At 75.6% G+C, this 15,708-nt stretch carries 16 protein-coding genes and 1 rRNA gene; 5 read left to right on the top strand and 12 right to left on the bottom strand.

From position 1 onward, the window contains the following. Positions 1-2: 2 nt before the first annotated feature. Positions 3-119: ribosomal RNA gene (gene rrf / locus ACI79U_RS17060) — 5S ribosomal RNA — on the top strand. A gap of 331 nt (positions 120-450) precedes the next feature. On the opposite strand, the gene ACI79U_RS17065 is transcribed toward rrf, so the two are convergent. From ACI79U_RS17065 to ACI79U_RS17075, 3 genes are read right to left on the bottom strand one after another with little or no spacing between them, the layout of a single operon-like run. Continuing rightward, positions 451-1,152, bottom strand: a complete 702-nt coding sequence (locus tag ACI79U_RS17065; RefSeq protein WP_457072043.1) for a hypothetical protein — start codon at positions 1,150-1,152, stop codon at positions 451-453. Next, positions 1,149-2,066: an ABC transporter ATP-binding protein gene (locus tag ACI79U_RS17070; protein WP_457072046.1), complete on the bottom strand. Its 918-nt coding sequence runs from the start codon at positions 2,064-2,066 to the stop codon at positions 1,149-1,151. The genes ACI79U_RS17065 and ACI79U_RS17070 overlap by 4 nt, the downstream gene beginning before the upstream one ends. After that, positions 2,063-2,425 (bottom strand): GntR family transcriptional regulator, encoded by a 363-nt coding sequence (locus ACI79U_RS17075; protein WP_457072049.1) that lies wholly within the window; start codon positions 2,423-2,425, stop codon positions 2,063-2,065. The genes ACI79U_RS17070 and ACI79U_RS17075 overlap by 4 nt, the downstream gene beginning before the upstream one ends. A 261-nt stretch (positions 2,426-2,686) precedes the next feature. Here ACI79U_RS17075 and ACI79U_RS17080 point away from each other — a divergent pair, with 261 nt between their 5' ends. Next, entirely contained in the window at positions 2,687-4,285 is a 1,599-nt protein-coding gene (locus ACI79U_RS17080) for a methyl-accepting chemotaxis protein (RefSeq protein WP_457072052.1), read from the top strand. A gap of 60 nt (positions 4,286-4,345) precedes the next feature. Here the strand turns inward: ACI79U_RS17080 and ACI79U_RS17085 are convergent, their stop codons facing one another. From ACI79U_RS17085 to egtA, 9 genes are all read right to left on the bottom strand, one after another. Next, on the bottom strand, positions 4,346-4,912 hold the full coding sequence (locus tag ACI79U_RS17085; RefSeq protein ID WP_457072815.1) for an anti-sigma factor: 567 nt from the start codon (positions 4,910-4,912) through the stop codon (positions 4,346-4,348). A 168-nt stretch (positions 4,913-5,080) separates the two neighbouring features. Next, positions 5,081-5,674, bottom strand: a complete 594-nt coding sequence (locus ACI79U_RS17090) for an RNA polymerase sigma factor (protein ID WP_457072058.1) — start codon at positions 5,672-5,674, stop codon at positions 5,081-5,083. 32 nt (positions 5,675-5,706) lie between these two features. Next, a complete protein-coding gene (locus ACI79U_RS17095; RefSeq protein WP_457072060.1) occupies positions 5,707-6,402 on the bottom strand; it encodes a class F sortase in 696 nt (231 codons plus the stop codon). Between the two features lie 27 nt (positions 6,403-6,429). After that, complete coding sequence (locus ACI79U_RS17100) at positions 6,430-7,281, bottom strand: DUF4397 domain-containing protein (protein WP_457072816.1); 852 nt, start codon at positions 7,279-7,281, stop codon at positions 6,430-6,432. 52 nt (positions 7,282-7,333) lie between these two features. After that, positions 7,334-8,482 (bottom strand): ergothioneine biosynthesis PLP-dependent enzyme EgtE, encoded by a 1,149-nt coding sequence (gene egtE / locus ACI79U_RS17105; RefSeq protein WP_457072065.1) that lies wholly within the window; start codon positions 8,480-8,482, stop codon positions 7,334-7,336. Between the two features lie 15 nt (positions 8,483-8,497). Next, on the bottom strand, positions 8,498-9,466 hold the full coding sequence (gene egtD / locus ACI79U_RS17110) for an L-histidine N(alpha)-methyltransferase (protein ID WP_457072068.1): 969 nt from the start codon (positions 9,464-9,466) through the stop codon (positions 8,498-8,500). After that, complete coding sequence (gene egtC / locus ACI79U_RS17115) at positions 9,451-10,170, bottom strand: ergothioneine biosynthesis protein EgtC (RefSeq protein WP_457072071.1); 720 nt, start codon at positions 10,168-10,170, stop codon at positions 9,451-9,453. Before egtC ends, egtD begins: the two co-directional genes overlap by 16 nt. Positions 10,171-10,183: 13 nt before the next feature. Then, a complete protein-coding gene (gene egtB / locus ACI79U_RS17120) occupies positions 10,184-11,476 on the bottom strand; it encodes an ergothioneine biosynthesis protein EgtB (RefSeq protein WP_457072073.1) in 1,293 nt (430 codons plus the stop codon). Beyond that, a complete protein-coding gene (egtA, locus tag ACI79U_RS17125) occupies positions 11,473-12,741 on the bottom strand; it encodes an ergothioneine biosynthesis glutamate--cysteine ligase EgtA (protein ID WP_457072700.1) in 1,269 nt (422 codons plus the stop codon). Before egtA ends, egtB begins: the two co-directional genes overlap by 4 nt. A 274-nt stretch (positions 12,742-13,015) precedes the next feature. On the opposite strand from egtA, the gene ACI79U_RS17130 reads away from it, so the two are divergent. From ACI79U_RS17130 to ACI79U_RS17140, 3 genes are read left to right on the top strand one after another with little or no spacing between them, the layout of a single operon-like run. After that, positions 13,016-13,990, top strand: coding sequence for an anti-sigma factor RsbA family regulatory protein (locus ACI79U_RS17130; protein ID WP_457072078.1), 975 nt, complete (start codon positions 13,016-13,018; stop codon positions 13,988-13,990). Further along, positions 13,987-14,466: a DUF309 domain-containing protein gene (locus ACI79U_RS17135; RefSeq protein WP_457072080.1), complete on the top strand. Its 480-nt coding sequence runs from the start codon at positions 13,987-13,989 to the stop codon at positions 14,464-14,466. Before ACI79U_RS17130 ends, ACI79U_RS17135 begins: the two co-directional genes overlap by 4 nt. Positions 14,467-14,476: 10 nt before the next feature. Next, on the top strand, positions 14,477-15,643 hold the full coding sequence (locus ACI79U_RS17140) for a MalY/PatB family protein (protein WP_457072083.1): 1,167 nt from the start codon (positions 14,477-14,479) through the stop codon (positions 15,641-15,643). Positions 15,644-15,708: the final 65 nt, after the last annotated feature.

Below are 15,708 nucleotides of genomic sequence, written 5' to 3' on the forward strand. Positions count from 1 at the left end.
GTTACGGCGGTCATGGCGAAAGGGAAACGCCCGGTCTCATTCCGAACCCGGAAGCTAAGCCTTTCAGCGCCGATGGTACTGCCCGGGGGACCGGGTGGGAGAGTAGGACGCCGCCGGACAATCTTTCCCGAAACGGGGTCACAGCCACAGGCTGCGGCCCCGTTTCGGCATGTCCAGGGTCAGGTGAGGCAACCACGCGCCACCCGGCTGAGGACCCAGTTCTGTCACTGGGGACCGTTCCGGGCCTGGCGCACAAGGCTGTGGTGCCCGCGGCAGCGCTGCCCGGCCACCTCCTGCCCGGCGGACACCAGCCGCCGCCCGCCCCCGCGACGGCCAGCCAAGTCGTGCCGTGAACCATCACGTGACAGAAGCCGTCGGTGGCTGGGCATCGGGTCCAACGCACGACTGGCCGGCCACCTCCGTGGCCGGCCAGTCGTCCGTCGTGCTCGGTCAGGGAACGGCGCGGCGGAGTCCCGTCCACGACAGCCCAGCCAGGGCCACCGCAGCCAGCGCCGGCAGCAGCAGCGTGTAGGCGTAGACGCTCTGGGCGACCAACCAGCGGCCGACGTCCCCCCAGGCGTCGAGGCCGGTGAGCAGCACGGTGATCCCGCCCAGCAGCACGAGCGTCGCGATCGCCAGTGTCCAGAGCCCGTTAGCGCCCCAGCGCTTGTGCACGACACCGACCGCCATGCCCAGGAACGCACAGGCGAGCATCGGCAGGGCGTAGACCACCACCTGCGGCACCGGGTTGCCGACATCAATCGCGCCGGGGCCCCAGAAGCGGAGCCCCATCCACCAGCCGTCCGTCGCGCGTTCCACCGAGTTGAGTGCCGTCAGCGCCACTCCGTAGCCCAGGGCCTGGCCCGCCGCCACCAGAGTGGTGCCCAGGTAGAAGGTCCGCCGGCTGAGGCTCACGCCCATCGCGAACGGGAACATCTGCGTGACCGCCTGGATGAAGACGACCAGCACGGTGATGTACAGCGACGCGAGGCCGCCGGTCGTCCCACCACCCGGCGTCTGCGCGGCGACGTCGCCGACGCCCCAGATCGCGAGGTTGATGGCGAAGGCGATGCCGACCACCAGCCAGGGCACACCGAAGATCACGAGTGGGTGGGCGAGGTGCATGCGAGCGGCGGCGAGCACGCGGTTCATCGGGAGACCTCCTCGAGGGCGGTGTCGTGCGGCGCCTGGGGGGAGCCCTCCGCCGCGCGGCTGAGCGCCACCACCAGCTGCTGGAGCGACGTCGTCTCGACGGTGAGCCCCAGGGTGGTGGCATGCCGGCGGTCGGCTGCGGTGCCGACCTGGACCACCGCCCGGGCATGGCCGCCGAGCGACTCCGTCCGGAGCACCCGCTGCTCGGTGCCGAAGGCCGCCACCGCGGTCGCGGGGCCCGACACCGTCAGTGCGGTGCCGTGCAGCGAGTCGGCATCCGCGTCGAGCAGCACCCGCCCTCGGTCGATGAGGACGACGTGCTCGAGCAGGTCGCTGATCTCCTCGATCAGGTGCGTGGAGAGCACCACCGTCCGGGGGTGCTCGGCGTAGTCGGTCAGCAGGCGGTCGTAGAACAGCTGCCGGGCGACGGCGTCCAGGCCCAGGTACGGCTCGTCGAAGAGCGTCAACGGTGCGCGCGAGGCCAGGCCGATGACCACCCCGACCGCGGAGGTCATGCCGCGGGAGAGCTTGTTGACCGGCCGCTTGCGGGGCAGATCGAAGTCGGCGAGCAACTGCTCGGCCAGGTCGCGGTCCCAGCTCGGGTAGAGCGTCGCCGCGACGTCCACGGCGTCCCGCACGCGGAAGTGGTCGGGGTAGCGCTGCCCCTCCTTGATGAAGCACACCCGGCTCAGCACCGCGTCGTTCTCGTACGGGCGGCCGCCGAGCACCTCCACCCGGCCGGACGTCGGCACGCGGTGCCCGGTGAGCAGCTGCATGAGCGTCGTCTTGCCCGCGCCGTTGCGGCCGAGCAGCCCGGTGATGGTGTCGGCCTGGAAGTCGACCGAGACCTCGGTGAGGGCGGTGTGGCCCCGGAACCGCATGGTGACCCGGTCCAGGGTCGCGGCGGCGGTCATGGCCGATCCGTCCGTTCCCGGAGCATGGCGGCGATCTCGGGCACGCTGATCCCGACCTTCTCGGCCTCGATCAGCAACGGTGTCAGGTACTGGTCGGCGAACTCGCTGCGCCGCCGCTTCAGCAGCTGCTCGCGGGCGCCGGTGGCGACGAACATCCCCACTCCTCTTCTCTTGTGGAGGACCCCGTCCGCGACCAGCTGGTTCAGTCCCTTGGCGGCGGTGGCGGGGTTGATCCGGTGGAACGCGGCCAGCTCGTTGGACGAGGGGGCCTGGCTCTCCTCGGGGAGGGAGCCGTCGACGATCGCGTCCTCGAGCTGGGTCGCGACCTGCCGGAAGAGCGGGCCGGCGTCGTCGTTCACGTCGTCCCGGCACCAACGAGACGAGCCGGACGGCTCGTTGGTTCATTACTCATGTAAGGAACCGTAGAGCCGGTGGTGCCCGCTGTGCAAGAGCGTTGTGCTCAACGCCCCGGCGTCCTGGGTGGTGCGGTGACCCACCCCGTGGTGCCCCGGACGGCCGCGTCGAAGATCACGAACCGGAGGCGCCGATTCCGCTCCACTCCCGCATCGGATCGGCCGATGAGTGTCGTACCAACTGATCTCATCTCGGGAGCCTCTCCGGTGTCGTCGCTGACCCCCTCCTTCCTGCGCCGCAGCGTGCGCACGAAGCTCATCGCCGCCTTCCTCGGCGTCGCGGCCCTCATGGTCGCGCTCGGCCTGACCAACGTGGGCCAGATGGACTCCATCCACGGCCAGGTGGAGGACCTCTCCACCCGGGACGTCCGGCCGCTCGCCGACCTCCAGCAGCTCACCGACGACTACCAGTCCTACTCGGTGCACGGCCTGGTCGCCGGCCTCAGTGGCGCGACGGGCGACCTCGCCACCGCGCAGATGCAGGCCGCGCTGCAGCTGGAGTCGAAGGCCGCCACCGACGCCTCCGTCGCGGCCGTCGTCGAGAACGTGCCCGACGAGTTCCGCCCGCAGGCCGAGGAGCTGCGCGACCAGTGGGTCGAGATGGTCGACACCGACGCGGCCTACCAGGCCGGGCTGCGCGCCGGCGCCCCGAACGCGGTGCAGCTGGGTGAGATCGCCACTGCCGCCTACCTCGACCTGCAGAAGCAGGTCGGCGACCTGGCCGACGCGCTGGTCGCCGACGAGGAGGCCAGCCGGGAGGTGATCGGCGACAGCTTCGCCGAGGCCGAGCTGCTGACCATGGCCCTGCTGGTGGCCGGCGTCCTGCTCGCGGTCGGGCTGGGCTGGTTCATCGCCCGCGACATCCGCAGCCGCATCGAGCCGGTCCGCGCGGCCGCCGATGCGCTGGCCCGCGGCGACCTGACGCACACCATCGAGCGCACCTCCGAGGACGAGCTCGGCCAGCTGAGCGGGGCGCTGTCCCTGGGCCTGGCCCGGATCCGCGAGATGGTGTCCGACGTGATCGGCTCGGCGGGCTCGATGACCGGACTGGTCCGCGAGCTGACCACCGCCACCGCCGACGTCGTCGAGGCCTCGCGCACCGGGGTGGGGCACGCGCACTCGGTCTCCGGCACCGCCCAGTCGGTCTCCGGCAACGTCGCCCAGCTGGCCACCGGCGCCGAGGAGATGACCGCCTCCATCCGGGACATCTCCCGGTCCGCGCAGCAGGCCGCGGCGGTCGCCGACGACGCCGTCCGGATCGTCGCCAGCACCAACGACACCCTCAACCAGCTCGGCAACTCCTCGGCCGAGATCGGCAACGTCATCAAGGTGATCACCGGCATCGCGGAGCAGACCAACCTGCTGGCGCTCAACGCCACCATCGAGGCCGCCCGCGCCGGTGAGCTGGGCAAGGGCTTCGCCGTCGTCGCCACCGAGGTCAAGGAGCTGGCCCAGGAGACGGCCAAGGCCACCGAGGACGTCTCGATGCGGATCCAGGCCATCCAGGCCGACTCCGGTCAGGCCGTGCAGGCGATCGCCCGGATCGGCGACACCGTCGGGCAGATCAACGAGCTGCAGGCGACCATCGCCGCGGCGGTCGAGCAGCAGACCGCGGCCGCGGCGGAGATCGACCGGAACATCGGCGTCGCCGCCGCGGGCGGCCGCGACATCGCCTCGGGCGCCGAGGCGGTCACCGGCTCGGCCGAGAGCAGCGCCGAGCGGATCGAGTCCACCCGCAGCATCGCCGACCAGCTGGCCGGCCGGGCCGCGGACCTGGAGAGCCGGGTCGCGCAGTTCGTCGTCTGACGTCGCGCCCGCCACGGGGGTCCGGCGCTGCCGGGCCCCCGTGGCGTACCCGTCAGCGGCTCAGCTCAGCTCACCCCGGGCGACCGAGACGCCGGAGTGGGTCGGGTCGCCGTCCAGGGGCTCGACCGAGACGTCGACCACCGGGAAGGCGGCCAGGTCGAGCCCGTCGGGCAGCGGCAGGGACGTGGTGCCCGCGGTGACGACCCCGACCTGCACCATGCCCGAGACGTCGGGCCGCAGCAGCCACACCTCGTAGTACCCGTCCTGCAGCTGCGGGGCGGACAGGTCGACCTCGAGGGACCGGCGTCCCCCGACCTCCCGGATCTCGGCCCGGCCGGATGCCTCCTCGCCGTTCGGCGGCTCCAGCGGGTCCAGCCCGGCCTCGGCGACCATGCTCCCGCTGCCCTCCTGGAGGACCGTCACGGCACCGGCGCCGACCACCCCGCCGACCAGCAGCGCGGCAGCGACGGCGAGCCAGCGTCGGGCCGGCGCCCGCCGCGGGCGCAGCGGCACGACCTCGCCGTCCCCGGTCGGCTGCGGCTGCGGCTGCGCCTGGACCTGGTTCGGCGGCGAGACGGAGGCCGGGGTCGCCTCGACCCCGGTGGCGGCGGCGATGGCCGCCCACACGCGGGGCGGCGGCTGGACCGGCTCCCCGGGGGCGGCGAGCGCGGGGACGGCGAGGATCTCGACGCTGCGCTGCAGCGAGGCGACCTCGGCCTGGCACGCGGCGCACCCGGCCAGGTGCGCGGTGTCCTGGGGGGCAGCGGCTCGCGGAGGGCGGCGAGCGCCAGCTGCTCAGGGGTGCAGTGTGGCACCGTCCACCTCCAATCGGGTCCGCAGGCGCTCCAGGGTGCGCCGGATGTGGCTCTTGACGGTGCCCAGGGGCAGACCGGTGCGGTCGGCGATCTGGGCGTGGGTGAGGTCGGCGTAGAACGCCAGCTCGATGATGGTTCGTTGCGGCTGCCCGATCCGGTTCAACTCGCCGAGCAGCAGCACGCGGTCGGCGACCACGGCGTCGAGCCCGTCGTCGGGACCACCCGCCGGCCGGCGCTGCGCGTCGGTGATGGCGGCCTCCGCGGAACGGCGTTGCCGCTCGCGGCGCGCCCAGGTGTCCGCGATCTTGTGCCGGCAGACCCCGACCAGCCAGGCCGGCAGGGGTCCCTGGTCCGGGGAGTAGCCGGCCCGGCCGGTCCAGGCGCTGATGAAGACCTGCTGGGTGACGTCCTCGGCGTCCGGCCCGGGACCGAAGGCCCGCACCGCCATGCCGTGCACGGTGCCCGCCCAGCGGCCGTAGGCCAGCGCCAGCGCCTGCTCGTCGCCAGCGCGGAACCGCCGGGCGACGTCGTCGTCGTCCGGGTCGAGGGGCTCCTGGGGAGCGGCCGACCGCACGGAACGACCGTAGAGGGTCGCCGTTGCGGCGGTCACGGCAGTGGCGTGGCCACGACGACGACGTTGTCGCGGTAGCTGCGCAACTCGGGCAGGAACGGCCCGCCGCAGGTGACCAGCACCAGCCGGGGTGGTCCCTCCCGGCTGAAGATCGTGTCCAGCGGCAGGGCCTGCTTGGTGATCAGCTCCCGGGAGACCACCTGCCAGCGGGTCTCCTCACCGGTCGCACCGGTCACCACGATGACCTCGCCGACCTCGGTGGAGCGCAGTGGGGCCAGCGCGCCCAGGCCCTGCTCCCGATCATCGACGTGCCCGGCGAGCACGGCGGAGCCGGCGTCCCCGGGGACGGGGCCGAAGCGGTACCAGCCGACCCGGTCCACGTCCTCCGGCAGCTCCATCTGGCCGTCCGGGGCGACGCCCACCGGGTCGAGGGGGGCATCCACGCCGCGGGCCGGCACGCTGAGCCGGACCGGCGCCGGCACCGGCGCCGGCACGGTGGGCGCGGCGTCCCGGGTCGTCACCGGGGGGAGGTCGAGAGCAGGCGCCGTCGGCGGCACCGTCCCGGAGGGGGACGGTGCCGCCGACGGCGATGCTGACGTCGCTGGCGCGGCGTCGAGCGCCTGCTCCACCGTGCTGCCCGTCGCCGGGTCGGGCCGGGTGACCGCCCAGGCGACCGGGGTCCCGATCGCCAGGGCCAGCCCCAGGACCAACCCGGCCACGGGAGCGCGCACGGTGGTCATCCTCAGGTGCGGGTCGGGTCAGACCCGGCTGGTGGCGTACTTGCGGGCAGCGAACGCCGCACCGGCGAGGCCGACCACGGTCAGGCCGACCAGCGGCGCCGGCATGCCCTCGTCAGCGGCCAGGCCGGCCGAGCCACCGGGGACACCACTCGGGGCGGACTCGGCACCGCTCACCGTCTGGGTGGCGAGCTCGTAGCCGGCGTCACCGGAACCCCAGGCGTAGACGACCGTGTTCGCGCCCTCGGCCACCGACAGGTCGGCCGGGCCGATCGCCACGGTGTCGGTGCCGGCGAGCACCACGTCGGCGCTCACGGTCCCGGCCGGGACGGTCAGCGACTCCTCGTTCGGGTTGGTCAGCCCGTCGATGACGACCTCGCCACCGGCCCGGACGTCGACCGCGGGGGCCGCGGCCACGTGGCGCACGGTGAGCCGGCCCTCGCCCGCGGGGACAGATGAGGTGTCGTTCACGAACGGGGTGAGCGACGGGGCGCCGGCCTCGGTCAGGTGGGCGACCACGGTGGCGTTGGCGCCCGCGGGGATCTCCACGTCGTCGAGGCTGATCGCGACCTCGGCAGACTCGGGGTCGGCGCCGGCCGGGTAGACCGTCAGGTCGTACTCGCCGGAGGGCAGCGTCAGCGGGTCGGTGAGGGTGCCCGGCTGGAAGTCGGACAGCAGCTCCTCGCCGTTGGCGTAGACGTCGACGGGCGTGTCGGGGACACCGTGCAGGATCGAGACGGTCGCCGTGTGCGAGTCGGCCAGCGCGGGCGTGGCCGTGAAGAGCAGGGCGAACGCGCCGGTGGCGCCGGCGGTCAGGGCGATCGGGCGGGACTTGTTCACGGTGACGTTCCTTCCGTTGGAGTGGACTGTCACCCCTACTTCCTCCCTGCCCTCGGCCGTGGATGCAGTACCGCCCAGATCCGTTTCAGTTGGCCAGTGCACCGGCCAGCACCCCGAGGTCCGCCGTCGTCGCGTCGAGGTGCGGTGACACCCGCAGCACCGGGCCGCTCAGCTCCGGCCGGGCCCGCTCCCGGCCGACGGGGGTGACGACGACGCCGTGCGCCGCCTGCAACCGCCGCACGGTCTGTCGGACGTCGACGCCGGCCGGTGGGCGCAGCGTGGTGATCGCCGTGGGCTCGTCCAGCGGCTCGACCACCCGCCACCCGCCCCGTCCGTCCAGCAGCTCCCGGGTGGCCCGCCCCAGCCCGGCCAGCCGGGCGCGCACCCGGTCCGGTCCGGCAGCCAGGTGCTCCCCGACCGCGTGCACCAGGCCGACCCGGCCGGCCGTGTGGGCGTCGGACGACTCGTACCAGCGGGCGTGGTCGACCTCGCCGGGGTCGTCGAACAGCTCGGGGCCCACCACCGGGGTCATCCGTGCGGTGACCGCCGGCCGGGCGGCCAGGAAGCCGACCCCGCGCGGGCCGGCGAGCCACTTGCGCGAGGTGCCGTAGACGGCGTCGGCGCCCAGGTCGCAGTCCACGTGCCCGAGCGCCTGCGCGGCGTCCAGCACCAGCGGGACACCGGCGGCCCGGCACAGGGCGGCCAGCTCCCGGCCGGGCTGGACGACGCCGCGGTGGCTGGCGACGAGGGTCACGTGGAGCAGGGCCGGCGGGTGGGTGGCCAGGACCCGCTCGACGCCGGCCAGATCGGCGCGGCCCAGGGGATCGGCGGGCAGCAGCTGCGGGGTGAGCCCGGCGTCGGCGAACACGGCGGCGTTGTGCCAGTACTCGCCGGGGAGCACCCCGATCCGGGCCCCGGCGGGCAGCCGCCAGCGGGAGAACAGCGTGCGCACCGACGCGGAGGCGCTCTCGGTGAACGCGACGTCGGCGGCGGCCAGCCCGACCAGCCCGCCGAGCACCGAGCGGCCCTGCTGCAGCAGCCCCTCGACGTCCCGCTCGGCGTGCGCTCCCGCCTCCGCCTGACGCCGGGTGTGCGCGGTGACCGCGTCCAGCACCGCGGTGCTCTGCCGGCTGCACGCCGCGCTGTCCAGGTGCACGCCCGCGGGGCGGGGGCGGGCCGCGCGCCAGGCGTCGCCGAGGTCGTCGTGGGGGAGGCGGGAGGGGTGGTCGCTCACCGGCACGACGCTAGGTCAGGCGGGGGTGGCGAGGGAGAGGGCGAAGTCGCCGGCCGGGTCGGTCCACCAGTGCGTGACCTGCAGCCCCGCCGCGCCGAGCTCGCCCTCCACCCGCTCGCGGCGGAACTTCGCCGAGATCTCGGTGCGCAGCTCCTCCCCGGCGGCGAAGGGCACCTCCAGGTCGAGGTCGGCCACGTGCACCACCTGGTCGCGCACCGAGCGCAGCCGCATCTCGATCCACTCCCGCTCGGCGTCCCAGATCGCGACGTGGGCGAAGGCGCCGGGATCGAAGTCGGCCTTGAGCTCCCGGTCGAGCACCGCCAGCACGTTCCGGTTGAACGCAGCGGTGACACCGGCGGCGTCGTCGTAGGCGCGCACCAGCCGGTCGGGGTCCTTGACCAGGTCGGTCCCGAGCAGGAAGGCGTCGCCGGGCTGCAGGGTGGCGGCGAGGGAGCGCAGGAAGGCGGCACGGTCGGCCGGCTCCAGGTTGCCGATGGTGGAGCCGAGGAACGCGACCAGCCGGCGGCCCTCCCGGGGCAGCTCGGCCAGACCGGTGGTGAAGTCGGCGACGACGGCGTCCACGTCGAGCCCCGGGCGTTCGGCGGCCAGCGCCGTCCCGGCCGCCCGCAGCACCGACGGGTCGACGTCGACCGGCACGAACCGGCGGAGCGTGCCCGACCGGTCCAGCGCGTCGAGCAGCAGCCGGGTCTTCTCCGACGTCCCGCTGCCCAGCTCCACCAACGTGTCGGCGCCGGTCGCGGTGGCGATCTCCGCGGCATGGGCCTCGAGCAGCGCCCGCTCGGTGCGGGTCGGGTAGTACTCGGGCAGCCGGGTGATCTCGTCGAACAGCTCGCTGCCGCGCTCGTCGTAGAACCACCGCGGCGGCAGCGTCCTCGGGGTCGAGGTCAGGCCGGCCAGCGCGTCGGCGCGCAGCGCGGCGCCGGTGTCGACGGGGCCGAGGTGGTCGGTCAGCGAGAAGGGCACGCGGCGGGCTCCGATCCGTCCAGGGGGGTGAGGGTGAGGCCGTCGGGGGTGACCTCGACGAGGGTCCGGTCGGGGACGTCGGACCAGCGGGGGTCGTCGTCCCAGGGCTCGCTGGCCAGCGCCGTCCCGTCGTCGGTGGCCAGTACCGAGAGGGTGTCGCCCCAGGTGGTGGCCAGCAGCCGCGAGCCGTCGGCGGCGAGCAGGTTCAGCCGGGCCCCGGGGTCGGCGGCGCCGACCTCCCGCACGGTGTCGGCGAGGGCGGCCAGGCCGCGGCGGAACACCAGGGCCGCCAGCAGCGCGCTGTCCACGGTGGACTCGGCGTCGGCGGCGGCCGGCAGGACGGCGCGGTCGACCCGGCCGTTGTGCGACAGCAGCCAGCGGCCGTCGGTGAACGGGGCGGCCGCGCTCTCCTCGATCGGCATGCCGACCGTCGCGGACCGGACGGCGGCCAGCACGCAGCCGGCGGAGACGGCCGGGGCGACCGAGGCGAACGACGCGTCGCCCCACAGCGGGCGGGCCGAACGCCAGCGGGCCGGCTCGGCCCGGCCGGGCGCCCAGAACCCCACCCCCCAGCCGTCGGCGTTGACCGTGCCGTACCGCTGCCGGCGTGGTGCGTAGGACTGCACCAGCAGCGACGACGGCGGCGTCAGCGTCAGCGAGGCCAGCGTCCGCGGGCGCCCCAGCCACGCGAGGTGTCGGCACATCAGACGGCTCCGGTCACGCGTCGAAGGCCAGCCGGAACCCGGCGAACACCTGGCGACGCACCGGGTGGTCCCAGTTGCGGAAGCTCGGCCGCACGATCGAGGGGCCGACGGCCCAGGAGCCGCCGCGCAGCACCTTGTAGTCGCCGCCGAAGAACGGGGCGGAGTAGTCGGCGTAGAGCATCGGGGTGAAGCCGGGCCACGGGGTGAAGTCCGAGGAGGTCCACTCCCACACGTCGCCCATCAGCTGCTCCGCGCCGTAGGCCGACGCGCCGGCGGGGTAGGCGCCCACCGGTGCCGGGCGCAGCGCCTGCCCGCCGAGGTTGGCCAGCTCCGGCGTCGGGTCGGTGTGCCCCCAGGGGTATCGGCGCCGCCGGCCGCGCGCCGGGTCCCAGACCGCCGCCTTCTCCCACTCGACCTCGGTCGGCAGCCGGGCTCCCGGCTGGACCTGGGCGGTCCACGCGGCGTAGGCCTCCGCCTCGAAGAAGGTGACGTGCTGGACCGGTTCGTCACCGGGCAGCTCCTCGACCAGCCCGAACCGGGTGCGGGTGGCGCCGGGGCCCCAGAACTGCGGCGCGGTCAGCCCGGCAGCGCACCGGTGCGCCCACCCGCGGGCGGACCACCAGCGCGGCTGGTGGTACCCGCCGTCGGCGACGAAGGCCGCGTACTCGGCGTTGGTCACCGGCACCCGGCCGATCCGGAACGCCGGGACGTCGACGGTGTGCGCGGGCCGCTCGTTGTCCAGCGAGAACGGCTCGGTGCTGCCGTCCACGCCCAGGGTGAACTCCCCACCGGGCACCAGCACCGTCGTCCCGGCCACGCCCGGCCGGCCGGGCGGCAGCGGGGTGCCCGCGCCGAGCACCGCCGGACCGGTGCGCAGCTGCAGGGCCTGCAGCATCGTCTCGTCGTGCTGCTGCTCGTGGCTCACCACCATCGCCACGTCGAACGGGTCGTCGTCGGCGGTGAACCGGTCCAGCCGGTCCAGCACCCGGCCGCGGACCTCCCGGCAGAAGCTGCGGGCCTCCACCGGGGGCAGCAGCGGCAGCTTGTCCCGGGTGGCCCGCGGGTGGGTGAACGCGTCGTAGAGCTGCTCGACGTCGGGTGGCAGCAGGCCACGGCACGCGGCGTCGCCCCCGCGCAGCAGCCACAGGTCCTCCTGCTGGCCGACGTGGGCGAGGTCCCACACCAGGGGGCTCATGAGCGGGGAGTGCTGGCGCAGCAGCTCGGGCTCGTCGAGGTCGGTCAGGTGCAGGGTGCGGTCGCGGGCCGCGGTCAGCTCCCGGGCCAGGTGGTCGCGCAGATCGGTCACGTCTCCTCCTCGGGGGTGTCGGCGGCCGCCCGCAGCGCGGCTGCCGCACCCCGGGCCCGAGCGGTGGTCAGCAGGGCGTCGCCGGGGGAGCAGCCCCCGTCGACGAGGTCGGCCAGCGCCTCGACCTCGCGCCGCAGGCCGGCCGGGGCCCGGCCGGCCGCGGCGGCCAGGCAGGCCCGGGCGGCACGCCGCAGCGCGGGATCGGCGAGCCCGTGCCGGGCCGCCCGGGTCCAGGCACCGGCCACCGGCTCGGTCGCGGCGGCGGCGGTCGGGGCGGCGACGGGGTCGTCCAGCAGGACGGCGGTCACCGCGGCCAGCGCCGGCCACCAGGCGGCGGGCGCGGCGTCCAGGTAGCGGATCTCCAGGAACCCGCGCAGCCGGACCGGCGGGAACAGCGTGGTCAGGTGGTAGTCGAGGTCGTCGACCGTCGGCGCCCGGCCGGCGAGCGGGGCGCCGGCCAGCCACTCGGCGAACGGCACCCGCGCGCGCACCGGGTCCGCCCCGCCGTCGGCGTCCCGGACCAGCATCACCGGCGCGGCCAGCGCGTACGCGGCCCACTCGGCCGCCGGATCGGTGCGGCCCAGCAGCGGGCCGCACCGCGCCTGGTCGAGGTCACCCCAGACCTGCTGCCGGCCCGAGCGCCACCCGGTCTCCCGTCCGCCCAGCAGCGGCGAGCACGCCGAGACCGCCACCAGCACCGGACCGAGCGCGTGCGCCAGCTGCACCCGGTCGGCCCAGCCCCGCTCCGGACCGGCCTCCAGGTTCACCTGCAGCGAGGCGGTCGCGGTCATCATCGCCAGCCCCGCCCGGGCGCAGCCGACGGCGGAGAAGTGCTCGGCCATCGCGAGGTAGCGCGGGCCCGGGGACACCCGCTCGGGCGGCCGGCAGGGATCGGCGCCCAGCGGGGCCAGCCCGAGCCCGACCCGGCGCAGGCCCGCCCGGACGACGGCGTGGTCACGGCGCAGTGCCTCGACCGCGGCGGCCACGTCCGGCTGGGGTGGGCCGGAGAGCTCGACCTGGCCACCCGGCTCGAGGGTCACCAGGCTGTTCCCGGGCAGCTCGGGCAGGTCCGCGACGGCGCGGCTCACCCGGTGCCAGGGCACCCGGCGGGCCGGCTCGGCCAGGTCGACGGCGTGGGCCTCCAGCTCCAGCCCCACCCGGCCGGGCGGCGAGGGGCGCAGCGCAGCACCGGTGACCCGGGCGCGAGCCCCGTCGGCGTCGAGCGGGTGCCCGCGGTGCACCGCGGTGGCCGCCGGTGCCGCCACGGCCACCACCCCCTCCAGGTCCGGACCGGTCGGTGACGACCGCGGGTCTTTGCGGGGGCGGGTCACCGGAGTGACGCCGTCCTCGGGTCCATCCTCCACGGACGGCTCCGGACCGCAACCCGGTTCGGGCGACGCCCCGGGGAACGGTCCGGTCCCGGTCACCCGACGGGGGCCTTCCCCGGACCGAGGAGTGCCCGCGCCGCGGCCGGGTAGGGAGCGCAGGGCATGCTGCGACACCGGGTGGCAGACGATCGGCGGACGGAGACCAGCGCGCATGGACGGGGCAGCAGGGCCCGGGGTGCACCGTGCGCTCATCGCCTCCTCCGACGCGGAGCTCGTCGACGGCGCCGTCTCGTTCGTCGTCGCCGGTCTGGACGCCGGCCAGCCGGTGGCGGTCGTCAGCACCGACCCCACCGCCGCACTCCTGCAGAAGGAGCTCGGCGACCGGCCGGAGATCGCCTGGGCTGCCTGGGCCGACGTGTACGGCAACGGGCCGGCCGCGGCCATCACCGCCGTCCGCCGGCTCGGCGAGCAGCACCGCGGCGGGGACGGCGGCGTCGTCCGGGTGGTGCTCGAGCCGCTGCCCGGCCCCGACCCGGACACCTGGCGGGAGTGGCAGCGCTACGACGCGGTGCTCGACCACACCCTGACCGAGGCCGCCGAGCTCGGCGAGGACGGGGTGGTGGTGCTGTGCCTGATCGACACCCGCCGGGTGCCCGAGCCGCTCGTGGCCACCGCCGTCGCCACCCACCCGTTCGTCGTCGTCGACGGCGAGCTCCGGCGCAACCCCGACCACGTCGACCCGGCCGAGTACCTCGCCTCCCTGCCGATCCCGCTCGAGCCGCTGGAGGAGACCGAGCCGCTGGTGCGCGCCGACGGCGTGCGCGACCTGCGCGGCCTCCGCCGGGACCTGGCCGCCCGGGCCGCCGCGGCCGGCCTGCCGCCGGGTTCGGAGCCGGCGCTGGAGGACTTCCTGCTCGCCGTGGACGAGATGACCACCAACGCGCTGCGGCACGGCCGGCCGCCGGTCGACCTGCGGCTGTGGGTCACCCCCGATCGCCTGGTCTGCACCGTCACCGACCGCGGCGCCGGGCTGGCGGACCCGTTCGCCGGCTACGGGCCGGCGCACGGTGACGACCTCTCCCTCGGCGGGATGGGCCTGTGGTTGGCCCGCCAGCTGTGCGACCACGTCGACATCACCCCCACCGGCGACGGGGTGCAGGTGCGGCTGACCACCGTGCTGCGGTGACCGACCGGGACCGCGACCCCGAGGGCCGGGCACGCAACGCCCGCCCCCGGGACGCGCTCGGCCGCCCGCTGCCGCACGGCGCCGTCGGGGAGCCGCGGGCGCCCGAGGGCATCGTGCGGGAGCCGGCGGCGTCGCTGGCCGAGGCCCAGCAGCTGCTCGACGCCCAGCGGCCCTTCCACGCCCACGAGGTCCTGGAGGACGCCTGGAAGTCCTGCCCGGACGACGAACGCGACCTGTGGCGCGGGCTGGCCCAGCTGGCCGTCGGGCTCACCCACGCCGCCCGGGGCAACGCGACCGGCGCGGCCACGCTGCTCGACCGCGGGGTGCGCTCGCTGTCCACGGCGGGGACGGCGGCGCGCCGGCACGGGGTGGACGACGCCGGGCTGGCCGCCTGGGCCACCCGGCTCGCGGCCGACGCCGGGGCCGGCCGGCCGCTGGGCCTCACCCCACCCCGGCTCACCACCGGTGCCGGGTGAGACTGGTCCGGTGACCGACGACCTCCCGGCCTCCCTCGACGCGCTGAGCGAGGACTCGCTGCGGGCCGCCGGCAGCCTGAAGTGGACGAGGTTCGGCACCGCGATCGGGGCGTTCGTCGCCGAGATGGACTTCGGCACGGCCCCGGTGGTGACCCGGGCGCTGCACGACGCGGTCGACGCCGCGGCGTTCGGGTACCTGCCGGCCGCCGTCCAGCGCGACCTGGCCGCGGCCTGCGCCCGGTGGCACGCCGAGCGGTACGGCTGGACCGTGCCCGCCGAGCGGGTGGCGCCGCTGGCCGACGTCGTCGCGGGGCTCACCGCGGCGATCGACCACTTCACCCCGCCCGGCGCGCCGGTGGTGCTGCCCACCCCCGCGTACATGCCGTTCCTGCGGGTGCCCGGCGAGCGGGGCCGCGAGGTCGTGCAGGTGCCGATGGTGCCCGGTGCGGACGGCCGGCCGACCTACGACCTCGAGGCCGTCGACCGGGCGCTCACCGGTGGTGGGCTGTTCGTGCACGTCAACCCGCACAACCCGCTGGGCCGGGTGTTCACCGAGGCCGAGCAGCTGGACCTGGCCGAGGTGGTGGCGCGGCGCGGGGCGCGGGTGTTCGCCGACGAGATCCATGCGCCGCTGGTGTACCCGGGGCAGGTGCACCGGCCCTACGCCGCGCTGTCCCCGGTCACCGCGGCGCACACGGTCACCGCGACGTCGGCGTCCAAGGCCTGGAACCTGCCCGGCCTCAAGTGCGCGCAGCTGCTGCTGTCCAACGACGCCGACGCTGCGCGCTGGGCCGAGGTGGGCGAGCGGGCCGAGCACGGCTGTGCCACCCCGGGCGCGATCGCCAACACCGTGGCCTACGCCGAGGGCGGGCCGTGGCTGGACGGCGTCCTCGGCTACCTCGACGGCAACCGCCGGCTGCTGGCCGAGCTGCTGGCCGAGCACCTGCCGCAGGTGCGGTACACCCCGCCGGAGGGCACCTACCTGGCCTGGCTGGACTGCCGGGAGCTGGGCATCGCGGAGCCGCTGGGGGAGTTCTTCCTGCGCGAGGCCGGGGTGGCGCTGATCGACGGCACCGAGTGCGGCAGCGCCGGGGCGGGGCACGTGCGGCTCACCCTGGCCACGCCGCGGCCGGTGCTGCGCACAATCGTCGAGCGCCTCGCCGCTGCTGCCGGCTGAACCACCGCGCCGCAGTGGCCACTTCGGCGCGGTCGCGGGCAGGCGCCCCCCGCGGGCAGGCGCCC

This window comes from Modestobacter sp. SYSU DS0904 (genome assembly GCF_054051115.1).